The following is a 17,200-nucleotide window of genomic DNA, read 5'->3' on the forward strand; positions in this document are numbered from 1 at the left end:
GATTGTCATGACCTGCTGAACAGGCGCCCTGCCGGCGCGCCCCCCGATGCCATCGGTGCGCGAAAGGGCTAGGCTTGATTGCGCATGCGCAGGGTAGTCCTCTATGCGCGTTCGCCGGACTGGCGCGCGGTTATCGAGCGCGCCGACGAATTGATCGCGTCGCCGGATTTTCGGGTGCTCAAGTCTGAAGCGCGCACGCTGGCTGGATTCCTCGACCTCCCCGGCGCCGGTCCCGCGTTCATAAAGCGCGTCGAGGTTTGCTCATGGAGCCGCGGCGTTTACGCGCGATTGCGCGGGTCTCGCGTCGCGCGATCGCTCGCTGGCGCCGCGATGCTCCGGGCGCAAGGCGTCGCGCATCCGGAGCCGCTGGCGGCCATGGATTTGTACCAGGCGGGTGCGATTCGAGCCTCCTATCTTGTCAGCCGCGCACTCATCAACGCCGACTCCCTGAGCCGCTTCATGCTCGGCCCCGGAGCAATCAAGGGGCGCGACGTGCATCGCCGAAAACAAATCTCCGATACGGTGGCCGCGCAAATCCGCCGCCTCCATGAGTCCGGTCTTTACACTCGCGATCTGCAAGAGACCAACATCATGGTCGAGGAAAACCAGTCCGGCGGCTTCAAAGTGTACTTTATCGATCTCGAGGATTTCCGCCGCGCCGCCAACGTATCGTGGGATCGCCGAATTCTGAACCTGGTGCATCTCGATCGCAGCATCGGGCGATTTCTCTGCCGCGCGGCGCGGCTCGATTTTCTTTACTCTTACCTGGGCCGTCGGCCGGATCGCGCGGTCGCGCGCAGGATGGTCGCCGAAGTCGGAGCGGCGCGCGAGTCGATCGACCGCCGCAAGCGCCGCGGCGCCCCGGCCACCGAGCCGGTCGTGAAGCCGCTCGCCGGAGGGACTGAGTAATGGCTTTTTCGATCCTCAGCCGCGAGTACGACCATCACACCGAGCAGGTCCACGCCGCCGGCGGAAGCTGGGTGCGCGACGTGATGCTCGGGCTGAACGACGGACTGGTCGCCTCGTTCGCCGTTACCTCCGGGGTCGCGGGCGCGTTCGTCACCGGCAACGCAGCGATGATGGCGGGACTGTCGGAGATGCTTGGCGGCGCGGTAGCGATGGGACTTGCGGCGTTCATCTCCGCGCGCTCACAAATCGAGTTTTATCAAAGCGAGATAGAACGCGAGCGCGACGAAATCCGCCGATGGCCCGAACGCGAGCGCGAAGAGGTCAGCACCATCTATCGAAAAAAAGGGTTCGCCGGTCCATTGCTCGATCAGATCGTCGCGCACATCACGTCGGACCCCGAGCGATGGAGCAACGTGATGATGCGCGAGGAGCTGGGTTTCAACGAAGAATCCTTCGACAACCCGCTCCGCTCCGCCTTTGCCGTCGGCTTGTCGTATCTGTCAGGCGCGGCAGTGCCCGTCTGGGCGTACATTTTTTTTCAGCCGAGCCGCGCCCTGATCGTGTCGGCCATCTCGACCGTCGCGGTGCTGTTCGGAGTCGGCGCGCTGAAGACGATCATCACCAGCCGTTCGTGGTGGCGCAGCGGACTCGAAAGCATGTTGATTGGAATGGCGGCCGCGGGTGTGACTTACGCCGCGGGCCGCATGTTTGCCGCGCGCTGAAGCTTGCCGTCCGCAATTGCCCGCGCTCAGGTCGTGTACTCCGCGTTGATTCGCACGTAATCGTAGCTCAGGTCGCAAGTTAGAATCCGGGCGCTCGATTTCCCCAGCCGCAGATCGAGTCGCACCGCGAATTCGCGCTCTTTCATCCGAGCCCCCGCAGCCGCCAGCGCCTCGGTCAGCAGCCGGCCGTTCAAGGCAACTTTCACTCCGCCGATCCACAGCACCAGCTTGTCGGGCTCGACGTACGCGCCGGACGATCCCGCGGCCATCAGGATTCGGCCCACGTTCGGATCGCATCCGAAGAACGCCGTCTTGACCAGCGGCGAGTTGGCGATTTGACGGGCCGCACGCTCGGCGTCGGCAGGATTGCGCGCGCCGCGTACCTCGACGGTGACGAGCTTGGTCGCTCCCTCGCCGTCGCGCACGAGTTCGCGGGCGAGCGCCGCCGAAATTTCCTCGACCGCGCGATCGAATGCCGCCTGCTCGCGCGCGCCGAATGCGCGATTTTTGGCGGCGCCGCTCGCCAAAATAATCACCGTGTCGTTGGTTGACATGTCGCCGTCAACGGTGATCGCGTTGAAGCTGGCCGGCAGCGCGGCCTTGAGCGATTTTTTCAGTAAAGAGGGAGCGATCACCGCGTCTGTGACCAGGTAGCCCAGCATCGTCGCCATCCTGGGCGAGATCATCCCGACACCTTTCACCGCGCCGGCAAGCGTGATGGTCGCGCCGCCCGCCTTGAAGCTGGTCGAGGCGGTCTTGGCGCGCGTGTCAGTCGTCATGATCGCATGCGCGAAGTCGGCCAGGCCGTCTTCACGCAGCGATCGCACGGCATCGGCGGCGCCGGTTTTGAATTTCGCGAAGTCGTAGAGATGGCCGATCACACCGGTCGAGGACGGTACAACGAGTTCCGGCGCGCATCCGAGAAGTCGCGCGACTTCCGCGCATGAGTCGCGCGCAAGCCGCATCCCTTGCGCGCCGGTGAAGCTGTTGGCGCATCCCGAGTTCGCGACGACCGCCTGCAAACGGCCCGACTTGACGCGATCCGCCGTCACATAAACCGGCGCGGCTTTCACCCGATTGGCGCTGAACACCGCGGCTGCGGCGGCCGGGCGATCGGCGGCGATAAGGCCCAGGTCAAGCGCGCCCGCCTTGCTCTTCAGTCCGGCGCTGACGCCGGCGAATCGAAATCCGCGCACGGCGGCGGGATCGAGTTCGACTTTCATCCAGCGCAATCCTCCGTGCGGCGAACTATACGCGGACCAAAGGCGGGTGCAAATGGAAGGCCGCAGGGACGCTTCTGTGCGTCACTTGCCGTGGCAGCGTTTGTACTTCTTACCCGAGCCACATGGGCACGGATCGTTGCGGCCGACTTTTTCGGTGTCGCGCTTGGCCGGGGTTGCCGCCGGCGTCTCGCTCTCGCCGCCGTGGCTCATCACGACCCGCTGCGGCTTGGGCTGCTGAATCTGCTCGACGTCCTGCTGGCGCTGCACCTGGACGGAAAAAACTTTCTCGACCACGTCCTGTTGCATCACCGCCATCAGCGCCTCGAACATGGTGAACCCTTCTTTCTGGTATTCGACCAGCGGATTGACCTGGGCGTAGCCGCGCAGCCCGATTCCTTCCTTCAAATGGTCCATCGCGAGCAGATGGTCTTTCCAGAGCGAATCGAGCGTCTGGAGCATCACGATCTTTTCGATTTGGCGCATCACCGGCTCGGTGAATTCCGCTTCGCGCTGATCGTAGAGCTGATGCACGCGCTCGGAACCGATCTCGGCCAGATCGTCGGCTGACTGAGCCGGCTTGCCGGCCACTTCGGTCTGCGCGTTGAAGCCCGGGCGGAACTTGAACTGCTTGAAGAACGCGTCGTCGATCGCCTTCCAGTCCCATTGCGCCGGATCGGCCTCGTTGTTCGCGTGCGCCGCCGCGATTTCCTCGATCAGCGCGTCGCACATGTCGAGCACGTCATCCTTGAGCGAGGCGCCGCTGAGCAGTTCGCGACGGCGATGGTAAACCACCTCGCGCTGCTTGTTCATGACGTCGTCGTATTCGAGCAGATGCTTGCGGATGTCGAAGTTGTGCGATTCGACCTTCTTTTGCGCGTTTTCGATCGCGCGCGATATCCATCGATGCTCGATGGGCTCGTTGTCCTCCATCCCGATTCGGCCCATCAGGCCCTTGAGACGGTCGGCGCCGAAGATCCGCAGCAAGTCGTCCTCGAGCGACATGTAGAATCGCGACGAGCCGGGGTCGCCCTGGCGACCCGACCGGCCGCGGAGCTGGTTGTCGATGCGGCGCGACTCGTGGCGCTCGGTGCCGAGGATGTGCAGGCCGCCGGCCTCGAGCACTTTCTCGCGCTCGGCCTTGCACTGTTCGAGGTACTTCGCGAGTGCAGCCTGGAAATTCGGATCGGCCGGTTCCCTGGTGCCGGTTTCCGCCGCCGCCATGAACTCGGGATTTCCGCCGAGCACGATATCGGTGCCGCGGCCGGCCATGTTGGTCGAAATCGTGACCGCGCCGAAACGGCCGGCCTGGGCGACGATTTCCGCTTCGCGCTCATGGTTCTTGGCGTTCAGCACGTAATGCTTGACGCTGGTTTTTTTGAGCTTGTCGGCGACGCGCTCGGACTTTTCGATCGAGACCGTGCCGACCAGCACCGGCTGGCCGCGTTCGTGGCAGTCGCGGATTTCCTCGATCACGGCGTCGAACTTCTCGCCTTCGGTTTTGTAAACGAGGTCGTGATTGTCGATGCGGATCATCGGCTGATTGGTCGGAATCACGACCACGTCGAGGCGATAGATTTCCTTGAACTCGACCGCTTCCGTGTCGGCCGTGCCGGTCATTCCGGACAGCTTCTTGTACATTCGGAAGTAGTTCTGAAACGTGATGGTGGCGAGCGTCTGGTTCTCCGACTCGATCTTGACGTTCTCCTTCGCCTCGACCGCCTGATGCAGTCCGTCGCTCCATCGCCGCCCCGGCATCAGCCGCCCGGTGAATTCATCGACGATGATCACCTCGCCTTCCTTGACGACGTAATCGACGTCGCGCTTGAACAGCGTATGCGCGCGGAGTCCCTGGTTGGCGTGATGCAGCAGCAGGATGTTGCGCGGGTCGTACAGGTTCTCGACGCCGAGCAGTTGCTCGACTCGCGTCACCCCGTCCTCGGTCAGCGCCACGGTGCGCATCTTCTCGTCGATGGTGTAGTGCTCTTCGGGCTTGAGCCGCGGGATCACGCGATCCACCACATAATAGGTGTCGGTGGATTCCTCGGAGGCGCCGGAGATGATCAGCGGCGTGCGCGCCTCGTCGATCAGAATCGAGTCCACTTCGTCCACGATCGCGAAGTTGTGCTCGCGCTGGACGTAGTCCTCGATGTTGAACTTCATGTTGTCGCGCAGGTAGTCGAAGCCGAACTCGTTGTTCTGGCCGTAAGTGATATCGGCGCGGTAGGCGAGCTTGCGCTCCTGGTCGGTCACGCCGTGGACGACGACGCCGACCGTCAGGCCCAGGAATTTATAGATGCGCCCCATCCATTCGGAGTCGCGCCGGGCCAGGTAGTCGTTGACGGTGACGATATGCACGCCGCGTCCCGACAGCGCGTTGAGCACGGCGGGCAGCGTGGCGACCAGAGTCTTGCCCTCGCCGGTTTTCATTTCGGCGATTCGCCCCTGGTGCAGGATCATTCCGCCGACCAGCTGCACGTCGAAGTGGCGCTGACCGATGGTCCGCTTGGCGCCCTCGCGCACGACGGCGAAGACCTGCGGCAGGATTTCCAGCATCGCATCGTCGCGCCGCTCGCGCTCTTCGATCGCGCTGATACTCGCCTTCCATTCGGCAATTTTGCGCCGCAGCTCGTCGTCGCTCAGCGCCGAGGTCTCCGGTTCGAGCCGGTTGATCTCGTCCACGTCGGGACGCAGCCGTTTGATTTCGCGTTCGTTCTTCGAGCCGAAGATTTTCCGCGCTACGAGGGAAATAGCTGAAGCCATCTTATATGAGCAATTTCTGCGGCAAGGTTTTTTTTGAGATCAGGTTCTCGACGAGCCACAGCGATGCGGTCTGACCGGTGACACGGTGAAATAGTGAAACAACTCGCAAGTTTAGCTGTAAATCATCTTATCCTGAAATCGTCGCGCTAGGCAGGGGCCAGACAGCCGTGCGCCGGGGCAAGCAGAGCGGACTAGCGCTCGATGCGGACGGCGGATTCGACCTGCGGGCCGAGAAATCTGCGGCCGACGCGGACGAAACGATCGGGGGTCTCGGTCACGAAGAAACTCTGAGTCCCTTTGCCGGTGCGCCGGGCGAGCTTGAAAGTCCGCAGCCGGTCGCGCACGTCGGCCGCGGTCGCGGTCGCGGAGTCCACGAGCTTCACGCGCGGGCCCAGAATTCGCGCGAACATATCGCGCAGCAGCGGGTAATGGGTGCATCCCAGCAGCAGCGTATCGATGCCGCTTTGTTTGAGACTCTCGAGGTAGTGGGCGACGGTCAATTCCGCCACCGCGTTGTCGGTCCATCCTTCCTCGGCCAGCGGCACCAGCAGCGGGCATGCGCGCGTGTAGATTTCGGAGCGCGGGCTCAGCCGCTGGATCGCGCGCGTGTAAGCGCCCGACGCGATCGTCGCTTCGGTGCCGATCACGCCTATTTTGCCGTTGCGCGAGGCCTTGGCCGCCGCGCGCGCGCCGGGCTCGATCACGCCGATCACGGGGACCATCGTGTCCGACGCGATCGCGTCGAGCGCGACCGCGCTGGACGTATTGCAGGCGACCACCAGCATCTTGATTCCCTTGGCGAGCAGGAAGCCGGTGTTCTCCTTCGAGTAGCGGACGATGACCTCGTTGGATTTCGTGCCGTAGGGAAGCCGCGCCGTGTCGCCGAGGTAGATGAAATCTTCGTTGGGCAGAGCCGCGGTCAGCGCTTTGAGGACGGTAAGTCCGCCGATGCCCGAATCGAACACGCCGATGGGCCGGTCGATCGCCGCGCGCGAGCCGCGAAGGAGTCCGTTGGAAGCCGCGATCGAATTTGGCCGTGCGGCAGATTTTTTACGGGTCGGCATTTTCTTTTGAATCCGCCGGTGCGCGGTCCGTGCTCAGTCGCGCGCGAGGCGGGTGCCGATTATAGCCGGTCGGGAGGGTGCCGCGCCAAAGACGCTTTCATGGACGCTGGCCGCTTCCATGCACAAATAGGCGGGGATTTCGGCGCCCGCTTTGCGCAAACGATCGGCAAGCCGGCGGTAGAGGTTGAGGCGCAGCGGCGTAAAGGTACGAAAGCGCCCGTCGGAGGCGGGCACGTCCTCGCCGCATAGCATCGGATCGCCGGGAAAACGGCTGCGCGCGGCGCCGCGCAACCGCGGCGTCATCCGCAGACCGCCCATGCTGATGAACGAGATTTGTTTGGGCGCAACTGTGTCCAGCAGCTCGTCGATGAGCAGCAGGTAATCGCGCTCGGCGCCGGGATATGCGATCAACGGATCGAGATGAAACGCCACGCGGTAGCCGGCGTCGAGGACCGCGCGCGCCGCCGCGATTCGCGCCGCGGGCGAGGCGGTGAGATGCTCTGAGCTGCGATAGACGGCGTCGGGCGACAAGGTCCACGAGACGAGCACGCGGCCGCGCGGGTCCATGCCAAGGAGATTTTCAATTTCGTCGGTCTTGGTCTTGAGCTCCAGCGTCAGATTCTCGCGCGAGGCAAAAAACCCGATCAGGTCGCGGCTGATCGAGGTAAGCGAGTCGAACGCCAGCGAATCCGCCAGGTCGCCGGTGCCGACGCGGAAGCTGCGCCCGCGAGCGTTGCCGGCGAGCCGGTCGAGCTCGTCGAATGAATCGGTGAAATTCGCATACACCTGGAAGGCGGGATTGTCGGCCAGAAATTCCTGCAAAAAGCAGTACGAGCAATCCATCGGGCAGTTCGATGCGAGCGTGAGCACCAGGTATCCGCAGCACGCGAATTCCGAGGACCCTGCCGGACACGGCGCCAGGAACGGAGTCTTGCGCCGCGCGATCACCATCCGGCGTTTGCCGGCCCCGCACGGATCGCGCGCGCCGAATGCGGGCCGGGCCGCCTCGCGCGCGTCGGTGACATGGGTGACGGGCACATCGCGCGGGAGCGCGCCCAGGATGCGAGTCGCCAGCGCGGAGCCGGCGCATCCGTGCTCGACAAACACGGCGTCGAGATCAAATTTCATCTTTTCACCGTTTCATTTTTCACTTCTTGCCGGCGAGCATTTCAATAATCCTTGTCAGTCCCGCGCGCGATCGATCGAGCGCCGCGAGCAGATGCGCCAGTTCGGCGGCGCTTCGCACCCGAAGCGAAACCGTGAATTCATCAGAGCCAAGCTGCTTGGGCAAGACTATCGAAATGCCGCGTGGGAGCTTCAGCGCCGAGACTTCGGAGCGGATCTGCTCCTGCGTTCTTTTCAGGAGAGGGTAGCGAAGGGTTCGCAACGCTTCGAGTAGCGCGCTCGCGCGCGATGGCGCCGAGCCGGGACTGCCTGCAATGCGCCGAATTTCGGGGCGGTCGAGAACGCCGGCGACTGTGACCTGCTCGCGCACCGCGATTTCCTCGAGCGTCTCGAGCGCGGTCATCAATTGACCGGTTCGCAGGCGGATGACGCGCGCGATATCGAGCATCGCGGCGCGCGACGCGGGCTCCATCGCGAGCCATCGCGCAAGATGGCTCGGCGGCAGCCGTCGCTCGGCAGCGAGGATCCGAATCTGCTCGTCGATTTCGTCAGCGTTCATGCGATATTTCGCGAAGCATGGATCGCATCGATTCAATCGCGCATCCGATTTCAGCAGCGGCACGCGTATCCCAGCCTCGCGCCTGGTCAGCGACCTGCTCGTACAGTCGCACTTCCTCGATTTTGCCTCGCCGCCGAAGGCCGCCCGCGTAGATGCGGCTTTTCTCGGCGAGCACTTCGACGACCGAGGTTCGCCGCGCCGGGGAAAGCCTGTCGTCCGCGAGCAATTTCGCAAGCGTGAGAATGCGGAAGCGATCGAGGGCCGGAGTTTTTGCCGAGAGTTGATCGGGATGCCCGCCGCGGCGTGTCACCAGCGGCTCGTCGAGCAGGCCGGCTTCATGGTCGATGAGAATTCGCAGCCATAGATCGTAGTCCTCGGCGGCGGTCATGTGCTCGTCGAAGCCGCCGGATGAGCGGAAAAGATCGGTGCGCATCATCACCGCCGACATACCGATCAGGCAGGTGCGGAGCGAGTCGATGAAAATATCGCCGGCGCGCTTGCGATGGCGGTGAGCGGGATTCACCCGTTGCCCGTTGCGAATCCAGATTTCGCCGGTTTGCGAGATCGCGCAGCCGGGGTTGTCACGCATGAACGCGAGCTGGCGTTCGAGCTTGGTTGGCGACCAGAGATCGTCGGAATCGAGGAATGCGACCAGCGGCGCGCGCGCGATGGCGACGCCGCGGTTTCGCGCCGCGGCGGGACCGCGATGATCGATGCGGTCGATTTCGATTCGGATCGTTTCGGCCAGCCGCCTCAAATGCTCGTTCTCGCTGGTCCCGTCGGTCGAGCCGTCGTCGATAACGATCAACTCGAACGCCGCAGTCGATTGGGCGAGCACGGAATCGATCGCCTCGAGCAGCATCGCGCATCGATTGTGCGTCGGGATAACTACCGAAACTTCGGGAGTCATTGCGGCTCCGCGCGCTTGGCGGTGTCGGAGCGATCGAAGCCGAGGATTCGGCGGCGCAACTCGTCGATTCCCTCGCCGGAAGTTGCCGAGCAGAAAATCGGGTGCACGCGCATCGAGTCGAAGCGTTTCAGCGCGGCGGCGCGCTCCGAATGGCGCAACTTGTCGCACTTGGTCGCGACTGGAATCACTTCGATGGCGCGGTCCGCCGCCATCGCCGCCAGATCGAGTTCGTCGTGCTGTGGACCGCGGCGGCAATCGATCAGAATCGCGATGGCGCCGAGATTGACGCGTCCGTGGATGTATTCGTGCATCATGGAAGCGATTTTGGCCGCTTCCTCGTGACCCATTTTCGCGTAGCCGAAGCCGGGCAGGTCGCACAGCGCGAGCTTGGCGCCGACCGCGAAAAAGTTGAGGCATCGCGTGCGGCCGGGGGTTTTGCTGGTGCGCGCGAGGCCCTTAACTCCAGCGAGCGCGTTAAGCAACGAACTCTTGCCCACGTTGGAGCGGCCGGCGAGCGCCACCTCGGTGCGCTTCCATCGCGGGCATCCGTCGAGAGCGAATGCGGATGCTACGAACTGTGCGGTGAAGCGAATCATGCTGAGCTGCGGCGGCGCCGGCGCGCTCGATGCGGCTGGCGCGCAACCGGCTGTCGCCGTTAGGGTTCGTCGTCGCCGGAGTCGGTCCCGTCGCCGTCCTTGAGGTTGAGGCTGCGCTTCAAGGTTTCGAGCTGCGCGACGAAGATGCCGCGAATGACCTGCTTGATGATGCCGTCAGGGACCGGAAGCGACTGCAGCAGATGGGTGGTTTCGTGGTAGTCGATGAACGTGCTCGCGCCTTCATCGCCGAGCTGGTACACGGCCTGAGTATCGAGCAGCGGATTGTTGACGGTGTGATAAACGATCTTTTTCTGCTCGGGCAGGTACTCGAACTCGAGCTCGGTGGTAATCGTTTGTCCGCCCGGTCCCGCGATATCCATATCGACGGTCTTTTTATTTCCGCTCTGGGATACGACGCGCACCGCCTTGACCTGATCGTTGTGCAGATTTTCGATGTCGCGAATCGCGCTGAAGACGGTCTGTTCGGGGGCCGGGATGCGCGCGGTGAAATCGGCCTGCCAGATGTCGCCGTCATGCGCGATGTTCTCGGTGAGCAGGCCGGCCTGCCGCGCGCGATGCATTTGATAGTAACGCCATCCCACGATCGCGACGACTGCGAGAACAATCACTCCAGCCAGGATTTTGAGTACCGTCTTCATCGGCGGATCGCTTTCACCTCATCGTTGGAATGTGCCGACCAGTTCCGCGCTCGCGACGACGTGGCCTCTCATCGCGGACTGGACGGCGGCCGCGTCCGCCTTGTCGCCGGGAGTTAACGTCGAGTCAAGCGCGAAGAGATGAAAACGATAGTGATGCATTTTCCCCGGTGGCGGACACGGTCCATTGTAGCCGACATGCTCGAAACTGTTGATTCCATTTGTTCCGCCGCCCGCAATTCCCGCGGTTTGCGGCACGCCGGCGGGCAGCGAAGTTTCTCGAGCCGGAATATTGTACGCCACCCAATGAACAAATGTTCCACTGGGGGCGTCGGGATCATCGACGATCAATGCAAATGATTTCGTCGATTGCGGCGCGCCGCTCCATGCAAGCGCGGGGGATCGATCGGCGCCAGCACATGCGTAGTCATCAGCAATTGCCGCTCCGGAAGCCATCGCGGGGCTGGTCAGCTTCAGTTGGGCTTGGGCTGGTCGTGCGTTAGCCAGGCCGAGCAAGGCGAAGATTACGGCAGTTGAAATTCGCTGGAGATTTGGCATACTTATAATGATTTGAAAGCTCGCAGGCATGGTTTAGAAACTTGACGTGCATTCTCTATTGAAGTTTTTGCAGAAATCCGTGACCTGATATACAATTAAAGGACGAAAAGAGCGAAAATCATCACAAATTCCCTTAGGTTGCCCTTGACCACTAGCGATGGTTCTGAGACATTCAAAGTGACTCGTAGTCAGCGTAAGGGGCGGATGAATCATTTGATCGATGCGAAAAAAGGCATCAAATTTAGGCAGTAGGCGGCAAACGGGGACGTTACCGGGGAATATCATGGCTAGTGAAACCAAGTATAGCTTGCCGCGCGTGATGACGGTCAAGGAATTGTCCGAATATTTGCGCGTGCAACCATCGACTATCTATAAGCTGCTTCGTCGCGGAGAGCTGCCGGGCTTTCGGATCGGCACCGATTGGCGTTTCAACGCCGAGGTGATCGACCGTTGGTGTCTGGAGCGGAACATGAAAGCTCCGGACGGCGGCACCTCCAGCCAGAACTGACACTACGATCGTCGAATCGCGCGCCCGGCAGCGTCCGGACGCGCATGCGGAGCAGTCTTCGCCGCCGCACAGTCGCGCTTCATATCCCGCACGGGCGTCTCGCGCTTGACGTCGCCCTTGACCTGCGCACCCGCAGTACCTCAGCATACCGATCGTTCAAATGATATCGCCAGTTGGCAAGAATGCGGCACCGGCTGCGCAGGCGCGTCGGCGCGGCTCGCTCGATCAGGTATTGATCGATGCGGCGATGGATCTGTTCGCGTCGTACGGATATCGGGGCACGTCGCTGGCGCGAATCGCGCGCGCGGCGGGCGTCACCAAGGGGGCGCTGTACTGGCATTTCGCCGACAAGCAGGAATTTTTCATCGCGGTCGTGTCCAAGGTGCTTGGTGAATGGGAACTGGTATTTGAAAAATCCGCGCGCGCGACGAATGCAGCCGAGTTCCGCGCGGAGTTCGGGCGGATGTTCGACACCATGGCGGCGCTCAATGAGAAGAATCCGTGGGTCAGCCGGCTGTTGCTGATCATCGCGCTCGAGTCGCACAAGATCGGGCCGCGGGTGCTGCGCTCGATGCGCCAGGCGAACCTCGACGGAATCGCGAGTTTTCGCGAGCTGGTCGAGCGCGGGCAGCGGTTGGGGATTCTTGAGGCACATCTCGATCCGAATTGGGCGGCGACGCAGATTTATTCGAGCTACCTGGGACTCGCGATGCTATGGTACCTGCACGGGCCACGATTCGATCTGCGCCGCTCGCTACGCCGCCAGGCGCGCGAGTTTATGCGCCAATGGAGCGTCGCCAAATGAAGGCGGGACTCATCTGCGAAATCGCATCGGCAAAGCCGGGTTTTTATGTTCGGGCGCCGGGGGCGCGACGCGGATCGACGATCTGGCGGCCAGTCGGGCGAATCTCCAGCGCGCATCCGAACAGCGAATCGTCGCGCACGAGGCTCGCGACTGCGTCGGCGATTTCCTCGGGCTGAATCATCTTCGCCGGAATCCAAGGTTTCGTTAAAAAGCCGAGTTTGGTGGCCGCCTCGAGTCCCTTGCGCACCAGCGGGGTATCGACGATTCCCGGGCAGACGCAGTTGACGCGGATTTTCCGTTCCGCCTCCCAGAACGCCAGCGAATGCGTGAAGTTCACCACGCCGCCCTTGGCCGCACCATAAACCGCGTCCTGTCGATGCGGATACAAGCCGGCCATCGAGGCCGTGTTGATGATGGCGCCGCCGCCGTTCTTTTGCATCAGCGGAGCCGCGAGCCCGGTGCCCAGAATGACCGCCTGCAGATCGATCTCGATCACCAGCTGCCATCTCTCCGGCGGTGCTTCGGGAAAGCCGGGCGCGCCGACGCCGATGCCGGCGTTGTTGTGCAGGATGTCGAGGCGGCCGAACTTCGACACCGCGGTGTCGAGCATCCGGCGAGCGTCCTCGATCCGGGTCACGTCTGCCTTCACAAAAACGGCGTGCCCGCCCGCGCTCTCGATTCGCTTGACGGTCTCGGCGCCGCCGGCTTCGTCGAGATCGGCGACCACAATCCTGGCGCCTTCTTTCGCCAGGCGCTCCGCCGTTGCACGCCCGATCCCCGATGAACCGCCGGTGATGACGCCGACCTTGCCTTTTATTTCCATTGCGCGATCCTCCGTCCGAATACTAATCGACAATTAACCGGCACTCCCGGCCAGCATGCCGGCGATCAACCCCGCGAGCACGTACGCCGTAAGCGCAACATACGTGTAATCGCGTTCCCTGATAAAAAGGATGAAGCAGAAGGCGACGCGCGCGAGCGGGACCAGCGTCAGCACGAACAGCCCGATCGTCAGCACCGCATGCGGATTGCCTTGCCGGACCCGGTCAAACAACAGGCCGAGCGTTTCCTTGCCGATCAGGTGACCATGCTGTGCCGCCCGGTAGTGCTCGACATAGTAGTCCGGGGCGAAGGTGTAGGTCAGGATGAGTCCGGCAACGAGGGTGATCATCGCGGCGATCAGAATCGATCGCAGCAGAATCGGCGTCCATTCCCTCAGGATGCGGTCTTCTTCCTGTTTCGGCATCGCTTAGATCCCCGACAACGCGCGCCATCCCATCTCGGCCGCGATCAGCACCAGAATTATCACGAATACGGTCCGGAGCGACTCGACCCTGAGATGGGGCAGGAGGCGGCTGCCGGCCAGTGCGCCGGCCGTAACCCCAATCGCCACTGGGGATGCGATGGTGGTGGCAACGTCGCCGCGCGCGAGGAACACCAGTGCGCCGGCGCCGGCGGTGACGCCAATCATGAAGTTGCTGGTCGCGCTGGAAACCTTGAGCGGCAGGTGCATGATGTAGTCCATCGCCATCACCTTGAGCGCGCCCGACCCGATCCCGAGCAGACCCGACATGAGGCCCGCGACGACCATTAGCGCGCCGCCCTGCGGTACTTTCACGACTTCATAGTGGACCAGGTTGCCGCTGAGGTCGGGCACTTCGCCTGCGAGTTCGAGGCGCACGGCGAGCGGGTCGCCCTTGGTGAGGATGTCGTCGCCGCGCTTGGTCACCGTGAAGTATGCCGACTGGAGCATCATCGCGGCGAAGAGCAATTCGAGCACCACGTTCGGCACGATGCCGGCGAGATAGGCGCCGATCACGGCGCCGGTAACCGTCGCGCATTCCAGCACCATCGCGACTTTCAGGTTGGTCCATCCGTCGCGCACGAACGCGACGCTGGCTCCGGCGCTGGTCGCGACGACGGAGATCAGGCTCGCGCCAACCGCAACCTGCATCGGCATGTGCGCGAAGATGACCAGCGCGGGCACGATGAACACTCCGCCGCCAAGGCCCGAGAGCGAGCCGATGAATCCGGCTCCGACTGCAAGCGCTAACAGGCCGATGAGGATTTCGAGCAAGAATAGGCTCCGAGCGCAGATTCAGAGTTGAAGTTCAAATGATTGACCAGGGCATTTCGCGCAATCGTAGTTCGGTTCGAATGAAAAAGACAAACGCGCAACCAGGATGGACTACGCCGGACGGGGGTTGAGAATTTCAAACGCGCGCCGCGGACTGTTGCGCAGTCCACGCTCGATGTCGTCGGTAATCTCGCGCACGGCGCGCAAAGGCTCGGCGGCGCGCCAGATCGGACTGCCGATGACGACGTAGTCGGCGCCCGCGCGGATCGCATCGGCGGCGGTGATCGCGTGCGCGGCCGGGGAGCCTGCCTCGCGCAACCGCACGCCCGACGTCACGATGATGAATCGGCGCCCGCAAGTGTCGCGCACGCGCGGAACTTCATGCGGCCAGGTGACGACGCCATCGAGCGAGGCTGCCGCGGCGAAGCGCGCGATCTCCGTGACCCGGTCGGGCGATTCGGGCGAGCGCGGACTTGAATTCGCGGACTTCAGTTCCGCGAGCATCGCCACCGCCAGAATACTCGGCCGCCGAAGCCCCTCGGTCCGGCAAATGCGCGCGATCTCGGCTCGCGTCCGGGTCATCATCTCGGTCGAGCCGCAGCTCGAACCGTACGGGTGGATGTCGAACATCTTGACGCCCAGCCGAGTCGCCTCGACGGCGGCGCGCAACATCTTTTGCGGGGTGTCATGGAATTTGAGATCGAGAAAAACTTCGGCGCCGCGCCGGCGAAGCTCGCGAATGAATTCAGGGCCGCCACCGACGAACAGCGCCCGTCCGACTTTGAACATCCCGACCACTCGTGCGAGGCGATCCACCAGCGCAAGCGCGTCCTCCCGATCGCGCAGGTCGAGCGATACGATCAGCCGCTCGCGCAGCGCGCCTTGTCGTATCAGACCTGAAAATGGCCAGTACTGGGTCATCGAATCCCTTCATCGCAGGCAATCCGACCGGTTTGATTCATGAAAATATGCCGATCACCGTTTATGTCAAGGAACCAGGAATGTTGCGTGGCAGTTCGGGCTCGATGCAGTGCGAAGACTGCATGGTTGCGACTGCACTCAGCCGCCGCGCACGCGCGGGTGATCGTTGAAATCCGCACGAATACGTGGCTTTTCGCGCAATCGCCCGTCGGCATCGGCTTTGCTCTTACAAGTCAGGGCGATGTCAGGAAGAGCAAATGGCAGCGATTGTCTTAGTTCTGGCGACTACGATAGGTCAATTACACGGACCGGCATTTCCGGCCCCGGGTGAAGCAAGATGTGGGGCATCCTTTTAATCGCGTTAATCATTTACGCCGTCGTGCAGCATCGAAAGCGAAAGCGGCTGCGCTGGATAAGATGGGGCGACGGCGGCGACCGGTCGAAGTACGGTGGCTGGTCGAAGTGCGAAGACGCGAAGGCCCCGGCGACGGCGTCGGCGGAGCGCTTCGCAAACGATCTTCATTTCAAGATAAAGCGCGACTTCGATAGCAAGATGGCGCGCAAGTTCGAGGCCAAAGCCGAGAAATTCGAGCGCAAGCTGCGGGCGCGATTCGATCGACAGACGAATAAATACGGCGGCGTCAGCGTGGATCCCGCCGATGATTTGCCGCCGCCGCCGCAGTTCAAGAACGACGCCGAGCGCCAGACCTACGAGCGCGCGCACAAACGCGCCCAGGCCGAGGCGGGTTTCTTCGTGCACCTGATGTGGTATGGCATCGTCATCGGTTTTCTATTTCTCATCAACCTGATTACGACTTCGTATCCGTGGTTCCTGTGGCCGGCGCTTTTCTGGGGATTTGGAATCGCGAGCCACTTCTCGGCGGTATACGGATGGCGATGGGTTCATCAGCGGGTTTTTGAGCCGGCGATCGCGCGCGAAGTTCAGCGCGAAGTCTTGCAGGAGAAGGAGCAACTGCGCACCGAGAAGCAGGCGTCGCTGGACGAGCTGACCGCGACCTTCGCCCACGAAATCCGAAATCCGATCGCCGCGGCCAAGAGCCTGGTGCAGCAGATGGGCGAGGATCCGACCTCGCACGAGAACGTCGAATACGCCAAGGTCGCGCTCGACGAGCTCGCACGGGTCGAGCGCAGCGTGTCGCATCTGCTCAAATACGCGAAAGAAGAAGACTACAAGTTCGAAAACGTAAATCTCGCGTGGGTGCTCGACGGCGCGCTGACCCAGATGCGCGGCAAACTCGAGGCAAACTCGGTGGCGGTGTCGCGCGCGTACCTGAGCGGTCCGACCGTGCGCGCCGACGCCGACAAGCTGCGCCAGGTTTTTTCCAACATCATCGACAACGCCATCGACGCGATGGAATCGGCGAGCGGCGAGCGCCGGCTCGAGTTCGCGATACAGAACAATGGCGCGGGAATGGCGGCGGTCAGGATTCGCGACAACGGCTGCGGAATCGCCGACGACAAGATCGCGAAGATTTTCAATCCGTTCTACACCTCGAAGGCCAACGGCACCGGGCTTGGGCTGGGCGTCGCGAAAAAAGTAATCGACGCGCATCGTGGAACGATCGAGGTGCAAAGCAAAGTGGGCAGTGGAACCGAATTCGTGCTGGCGATTCCGCTCAGCGACGCGGTGCGCGATAGCGCCGATCCATCGGTCGAATCGTCCACCGGCGCGGTCGGAGAAGCGGCAGGCGAACCGGCGCCGCAAAATAGCGCGCAGAACAACGGTGGCGGCGCGGCCGGCGCGCCGATCGCCGCGCTGGTATCGGGCGCGCCGTCCACCGAGAGC

The 17,200-nt window shown here is 62.7% G+C and carries 18 protein-coding genes; 5 read left to right on the plus strand and 13 right to left on the minus strand.

Translation table 11 applies throughout. The features are described from left to right. Window positions 1–84: 84 nt before the first annotated feature. Together VIO10_RS13785 and VIO10_RS13790 are read left to right on the plus strand one after the other, a co-directional pair. Window positions 85–909 (plus strand): lipopolysaccharide kinase InaA family protein, encoded by an 825-nt coding sequence (locus VIO10_RS13785; protein WP_331965290.1) that lies wholly within the window; start codon window positions 85–87, stop codon window positions 907–909. Next, on the plus strand, window positions 909–1,631 hold the full coding sequence (locus VIO10_RS13790; protein WP_331965293.1) for a VIT1/CCC1 transporter family protein: 723 nt from the start codon (window positions 909–911) through the stop codon (window positions 1,629–1,631). Before VIO10_RS13785 ends, VIO10_RS13790 begins: the two co-directional genes overlap by 1 nt. Window positions 1,632–1,657: 26 nt before the next feature. Here the strand turns inward: VIO10_RS13790 and argJ are convergent, their stop codons facing one another. From argJ to VIO10_RS13835, 9 genes are all read right to left on the minus strand, one after another. Then, window positions 1,658–2,854 carry a bifunctional glutamate N-acetyltransferase/amino-acid acetyltransferase ArgJ gene (gene argJ, locus VIO10_RS13795; protein ID WP_331965296.1) on the minus strand — a complete coding sequence of 399 codons (1,197 nt, stop codon included), beginning with the start codon at window positions 2,852–2,854 and terminating at the stop codon, window positions 1,658–1,660. A gap of 81 nt (window positions 2,855–2,935) precedes the next feature. Continuing rightward, complete coding sequence (gene secA, locus VIO10_RS13800; RefSeq protein ID WP_331965299.1) at window positions 2,936–5,614, minus strand: preprotein translocase subunit SecA; 2,679 nt, start codon at window positions 5,612–5,614, stop codon at window positions 2,936–2,938. Between the two features lie 191 nt (window positions 5,615–5,805). After that, the gene (gene murI, locus VIO10_RS13805) at window positions 5,806–6,678 is read right to left on the minus strand and encodes a glutamate racemase (RefSeq protein WP_331965302.1); all 873 of its coding nucleotides are present in this window, start codon (window positions 6,676–6,678) and stop codon (window positions 5,806–5,808) included. Window positions 6,679–6,711: 33 nt separating this feature from the next. Beyond that, on the minus strand, window positions 6,712–7,806 hold the full coding sequence (locus VIO10_RS13810; RefSeq protein ID WP_331965305.1) for a spore photoproduct lyase family protein: 1,095 nt from the start codon (window positions 7,804–7,806) through the stop codon (window positions 6,712–6,714). Window positions 7,807–7,825: 19 nt separating this feature from the next. Next, window positions 7,826–8,362 carry a hypothetical protein gene (locus tag VIO10_RS13815; RefSeq protein ID WP_331965308.1) on the minus strand — a complete coding sequence of 179 codons (537 nt, stop codon included), beginning with the start codon at window positions 8,360–8,362 and terminating at the stop codon, window positions 7,826–7,828. After that, window positions 8,352–9,272, minus strand: a complete 921-nt coding sequence (locus tag VIO10_RS13820; RefSeq protein WP_331965310.1) for a glycosyltransferase family A protein — start codon at window positions 9,270–9,272, stop codon at window positions 8,352–8,354. The genes VIO10_RS13815 and VIO10_RS13820 overlap by 11 nt, the downstream gene beginning before the upstream one ends. Continuing rightward, window positions 9,269–9,868, minus strand: coding sequence for a ribosome biogenesis GTP-binding protein YihA/YsxC (gene yihA, locus VIO10_RS13825; protein ID WP_331965313.1), 600 nt, complete (start codon window positions 9,866–9,868; stop codon window positions 9,269–9,271). The genes VIO10_RS13820 and yihA overlap by 4 nt, the downstream gene beginning before the upstream one ends. 59 nt (window positions 9,869–9,927) lie before the next feature. Continuing rightward, window positions 9,928–10,527 carry an SRPBCC family protein gene (locus VIO10_RS13830; protein WP_331965316.1) on the minus strand — a complete coding sequence of 200 codons (600 nt, stop codon included), beginning with the start codon at window positions 10,525–10,527 and terminating at the stop codon, window positions 9,928–9,930. Window positions 10,528–10,545: 18 nt separating this feature from the next. Then, complete coding sequence (locus VIO10_RS13835; protein ID WP_331965319.1) at window positions 10,546–10,980, minus strand: YbhB/YbcL family Raf kinase inhibitor-like protein; 435 nt, start codon at window positions 10,978–10,980, stop codon at window positions 10,546–10,548. Between the two features lie 385 nt (window positions 10,981–11,365). On the opposite strand from VIO10_RS13835, the gene VIO10_RS13840 reads away from it, so the two are divergent. Together VIO10_RS13840 and VIO10_RS13845 are read left to right on the plus strand one after the other, a co-directional pair. After that, a complete protein-coding gene (locus VIO10_RS13840; protein ID WP_331965322.1) occupies window positions 11,366–11,590 on the plus strand; it encodes a helix-turn-helix domain-containing protein in 225 nt (74 codons plus the stop codon). Window positions 11,591–11,750: 160 nt separating this feature from the next. Continuing rightward, window positions 11,751–12,395: a TetR/AcrR family transcriptional regulator gene (locus tag VIO10_RS13845; RefSeq protein WP_331965324.1), complete on the plus strand. Its 645-nt coding sequence runs from the start codon at window positions 11,751–11,753 to the stop codon at window positions 12,393–12,395. A gap of 43 nt (window positions 12,396–12,438) precedes the next feature. Here the strand turns inward: VIO10_RS13845 and VIO10_RS13850 are convergent, their stop codons facing one another. The 4 genes from VIO10_RS13850 to pyrF form a co-directional block, all read right to left on the minus strand. Next, window positions 12,439–13,218: an SDR family oxidoreductase gene (locus tag VIO10_RS13850; protein ID WP_331965327.1), complete on the minus strand. Its 780-nt coding sequence runs from the start codon at window positions 13,216–13,218 to the stop codon at window positions 12,439–12,441. Between the two features lie 33 nt (window positions 13,219–13,251). After that, window positions 13,252–13,641: a DUF1634 domain-containing protein gene (locus tag VIO10_RS13855; RefSeq protein ID WP_331965329.1), complete on the minus strand. Its 390-nt coding sequence runs from the start codon at window positions 13,639–13,641 to the stop codon at window positions 13,252–13,254. A gap of 3 nt (window positions 13,642–13,644) precedes the next feature. Next, window positions 13,645–14,472 (minus strand): sulfite exporter TauE/SafE family protein, encoded by an 828-nt coding sequence (locus tag VIO10_RS13860; protein ID WP_331965332.1) that lies wholly within the window; start codon window positions 14,470–14,472, stop codon window positions 13,645–13,647. A 111-nt stretch (window positions 14,473–14,583) separates the two neighbouring features. Next, window positions 14,584–15,393, minus strand: coding sequence for an orotidine-5'-phosphate decarboxylase (pyrF, locus tag VIO10_RS13865; protein ID WP_331965335.1), 810 nt, complete (start codon window positions 15,391–15,393; stop codon window positions 14,584–14,586). A 337-nt stretch (window positions 15,394–15,730) separates the two neighbouring features. On the opposite strand from pyrF, the gene VIO10_RS13870 reads away from it, so the two are divergent. Beyond that, on the plus strand, window positions 15,731–17,200 hold a 1,470-nt coding region (locus VIO10_RS13870), incomplete at its 3' end, for an ATP-binding protein (protein ID WP_331965338.1).

Origin of the sequence: Candidatus Binatus sp., assembly GCF_036567905.1 — a bacterium.
GTDB lineage: Bacteria > Desulfobacterota > Binatia > Binatales > Binataceae > Binatus.

Coding starts and splice junctions, on each gene's coding strand:
- VIO10_RS13785 (WP_331965290.1), top strand. CDS start 85: ATGCGCAGGGTAGTCCTCTATGCGCGTTCGCCGGACTGGCGCGCGGTT.
- VIO10_RS13790 (WP_331965293.1), top strand. CDS start 909: ATGGCTTTTTCGATCCTCAGCCGCGAGTACGACCATCACACCGAGCAG.
- argJ (WP_331965296.1), bottom strand. CDS start 2,854: ATGAAAGTCGAACTCGATCCCGCCGCCGTGCGCGGATTTCGATTCGCC.
- secA (WP_331965299.1), bottom strand. CDS start 5,614: ATGGCTTCAGCTATTTCCCTCGTAGCGCGGAAAATCTTCGGCTCGAAG.
- murI (WP_331965302.1), bottom strand. CDS start 6,678: ATGCCGACCCGTAAAAAATCTGCCGCACGGCCAAATTCGATCGCGGCT.
- VIO10_RS13810 (WP_331965305.1), bottom strand. CDS start 7,806: ATGAAATTTGATCTCGACGCCGTGTTTGTCGAGCACGGATGCGCCGGC.
- VIO10_RS13815 (WP_331965308.1), bottom strand. CDS start 8,362: ATGAACGCTGACGAAATCGACGAGCAGATTCGGATCCTCGCTGCCGAG.
- VIO10_RS13820 (WP_331965310.1), bottom strand. CDS start 9,272: ATGACTCCCGAAGTTTCGGTAGTTATCCCGACGCACAATCGATGCGCG.
- yihA (WP_331965313.1), bottom strand. CDS start 9,868: ATGATTCGCTTCACCGCACAGTTCGTAGCATCCGCATTCGCTCTCGAC.
- VIO10_RS13830 (WP_331965316.1), bottom strand. CDS start 10,527: ATGAAGACGGTACTCAAAATCCTGGCTGGAGTGATTGTTCTCGCAGTC.
- VIO10_RS13835 (WP_331965319.1), bottom strand. CDS start 10,980: ATGGCTTCCGGAGCGGCAATTGCTGATGACTACGCATGTGCTGGCGCC.
- VIO10_RS13840 (WP_331965322.1), top strand. CDS start 11,366: ATGGCTAGTGAAACCAAGTATAGCTTGCCGCGCGTGATGACGGTCAAG.
- VIO10_RS13845 (WP_331965324.1), top strand. CDS start 11,751: ATGATATCGCCAGTTGGCAAGAATGCGGCACCGGCTGCGCAGGCGCGT.
- VIO10_RS13850 (WP_331965327.1), bottom strand. CDS start 13,218: ATGGAAATAAAAGGCAAGGTCGGCGTCATCACCGGCGGTTCATCGGGG.
- VIO10_RS13855 (WP_331965329.1), bottom strand. CDS start 13,641: ATGCCGAAACAGGAAGAAGACCGCATCCTGAGGGAATGGACGCCGATT.
- pyrF (WP_331965335.1), bottom strand. CDS start 15,393: ATGACCCAGTACTGGCCATTTTCAGGTCTGATACGACAAGGCGCGCTG.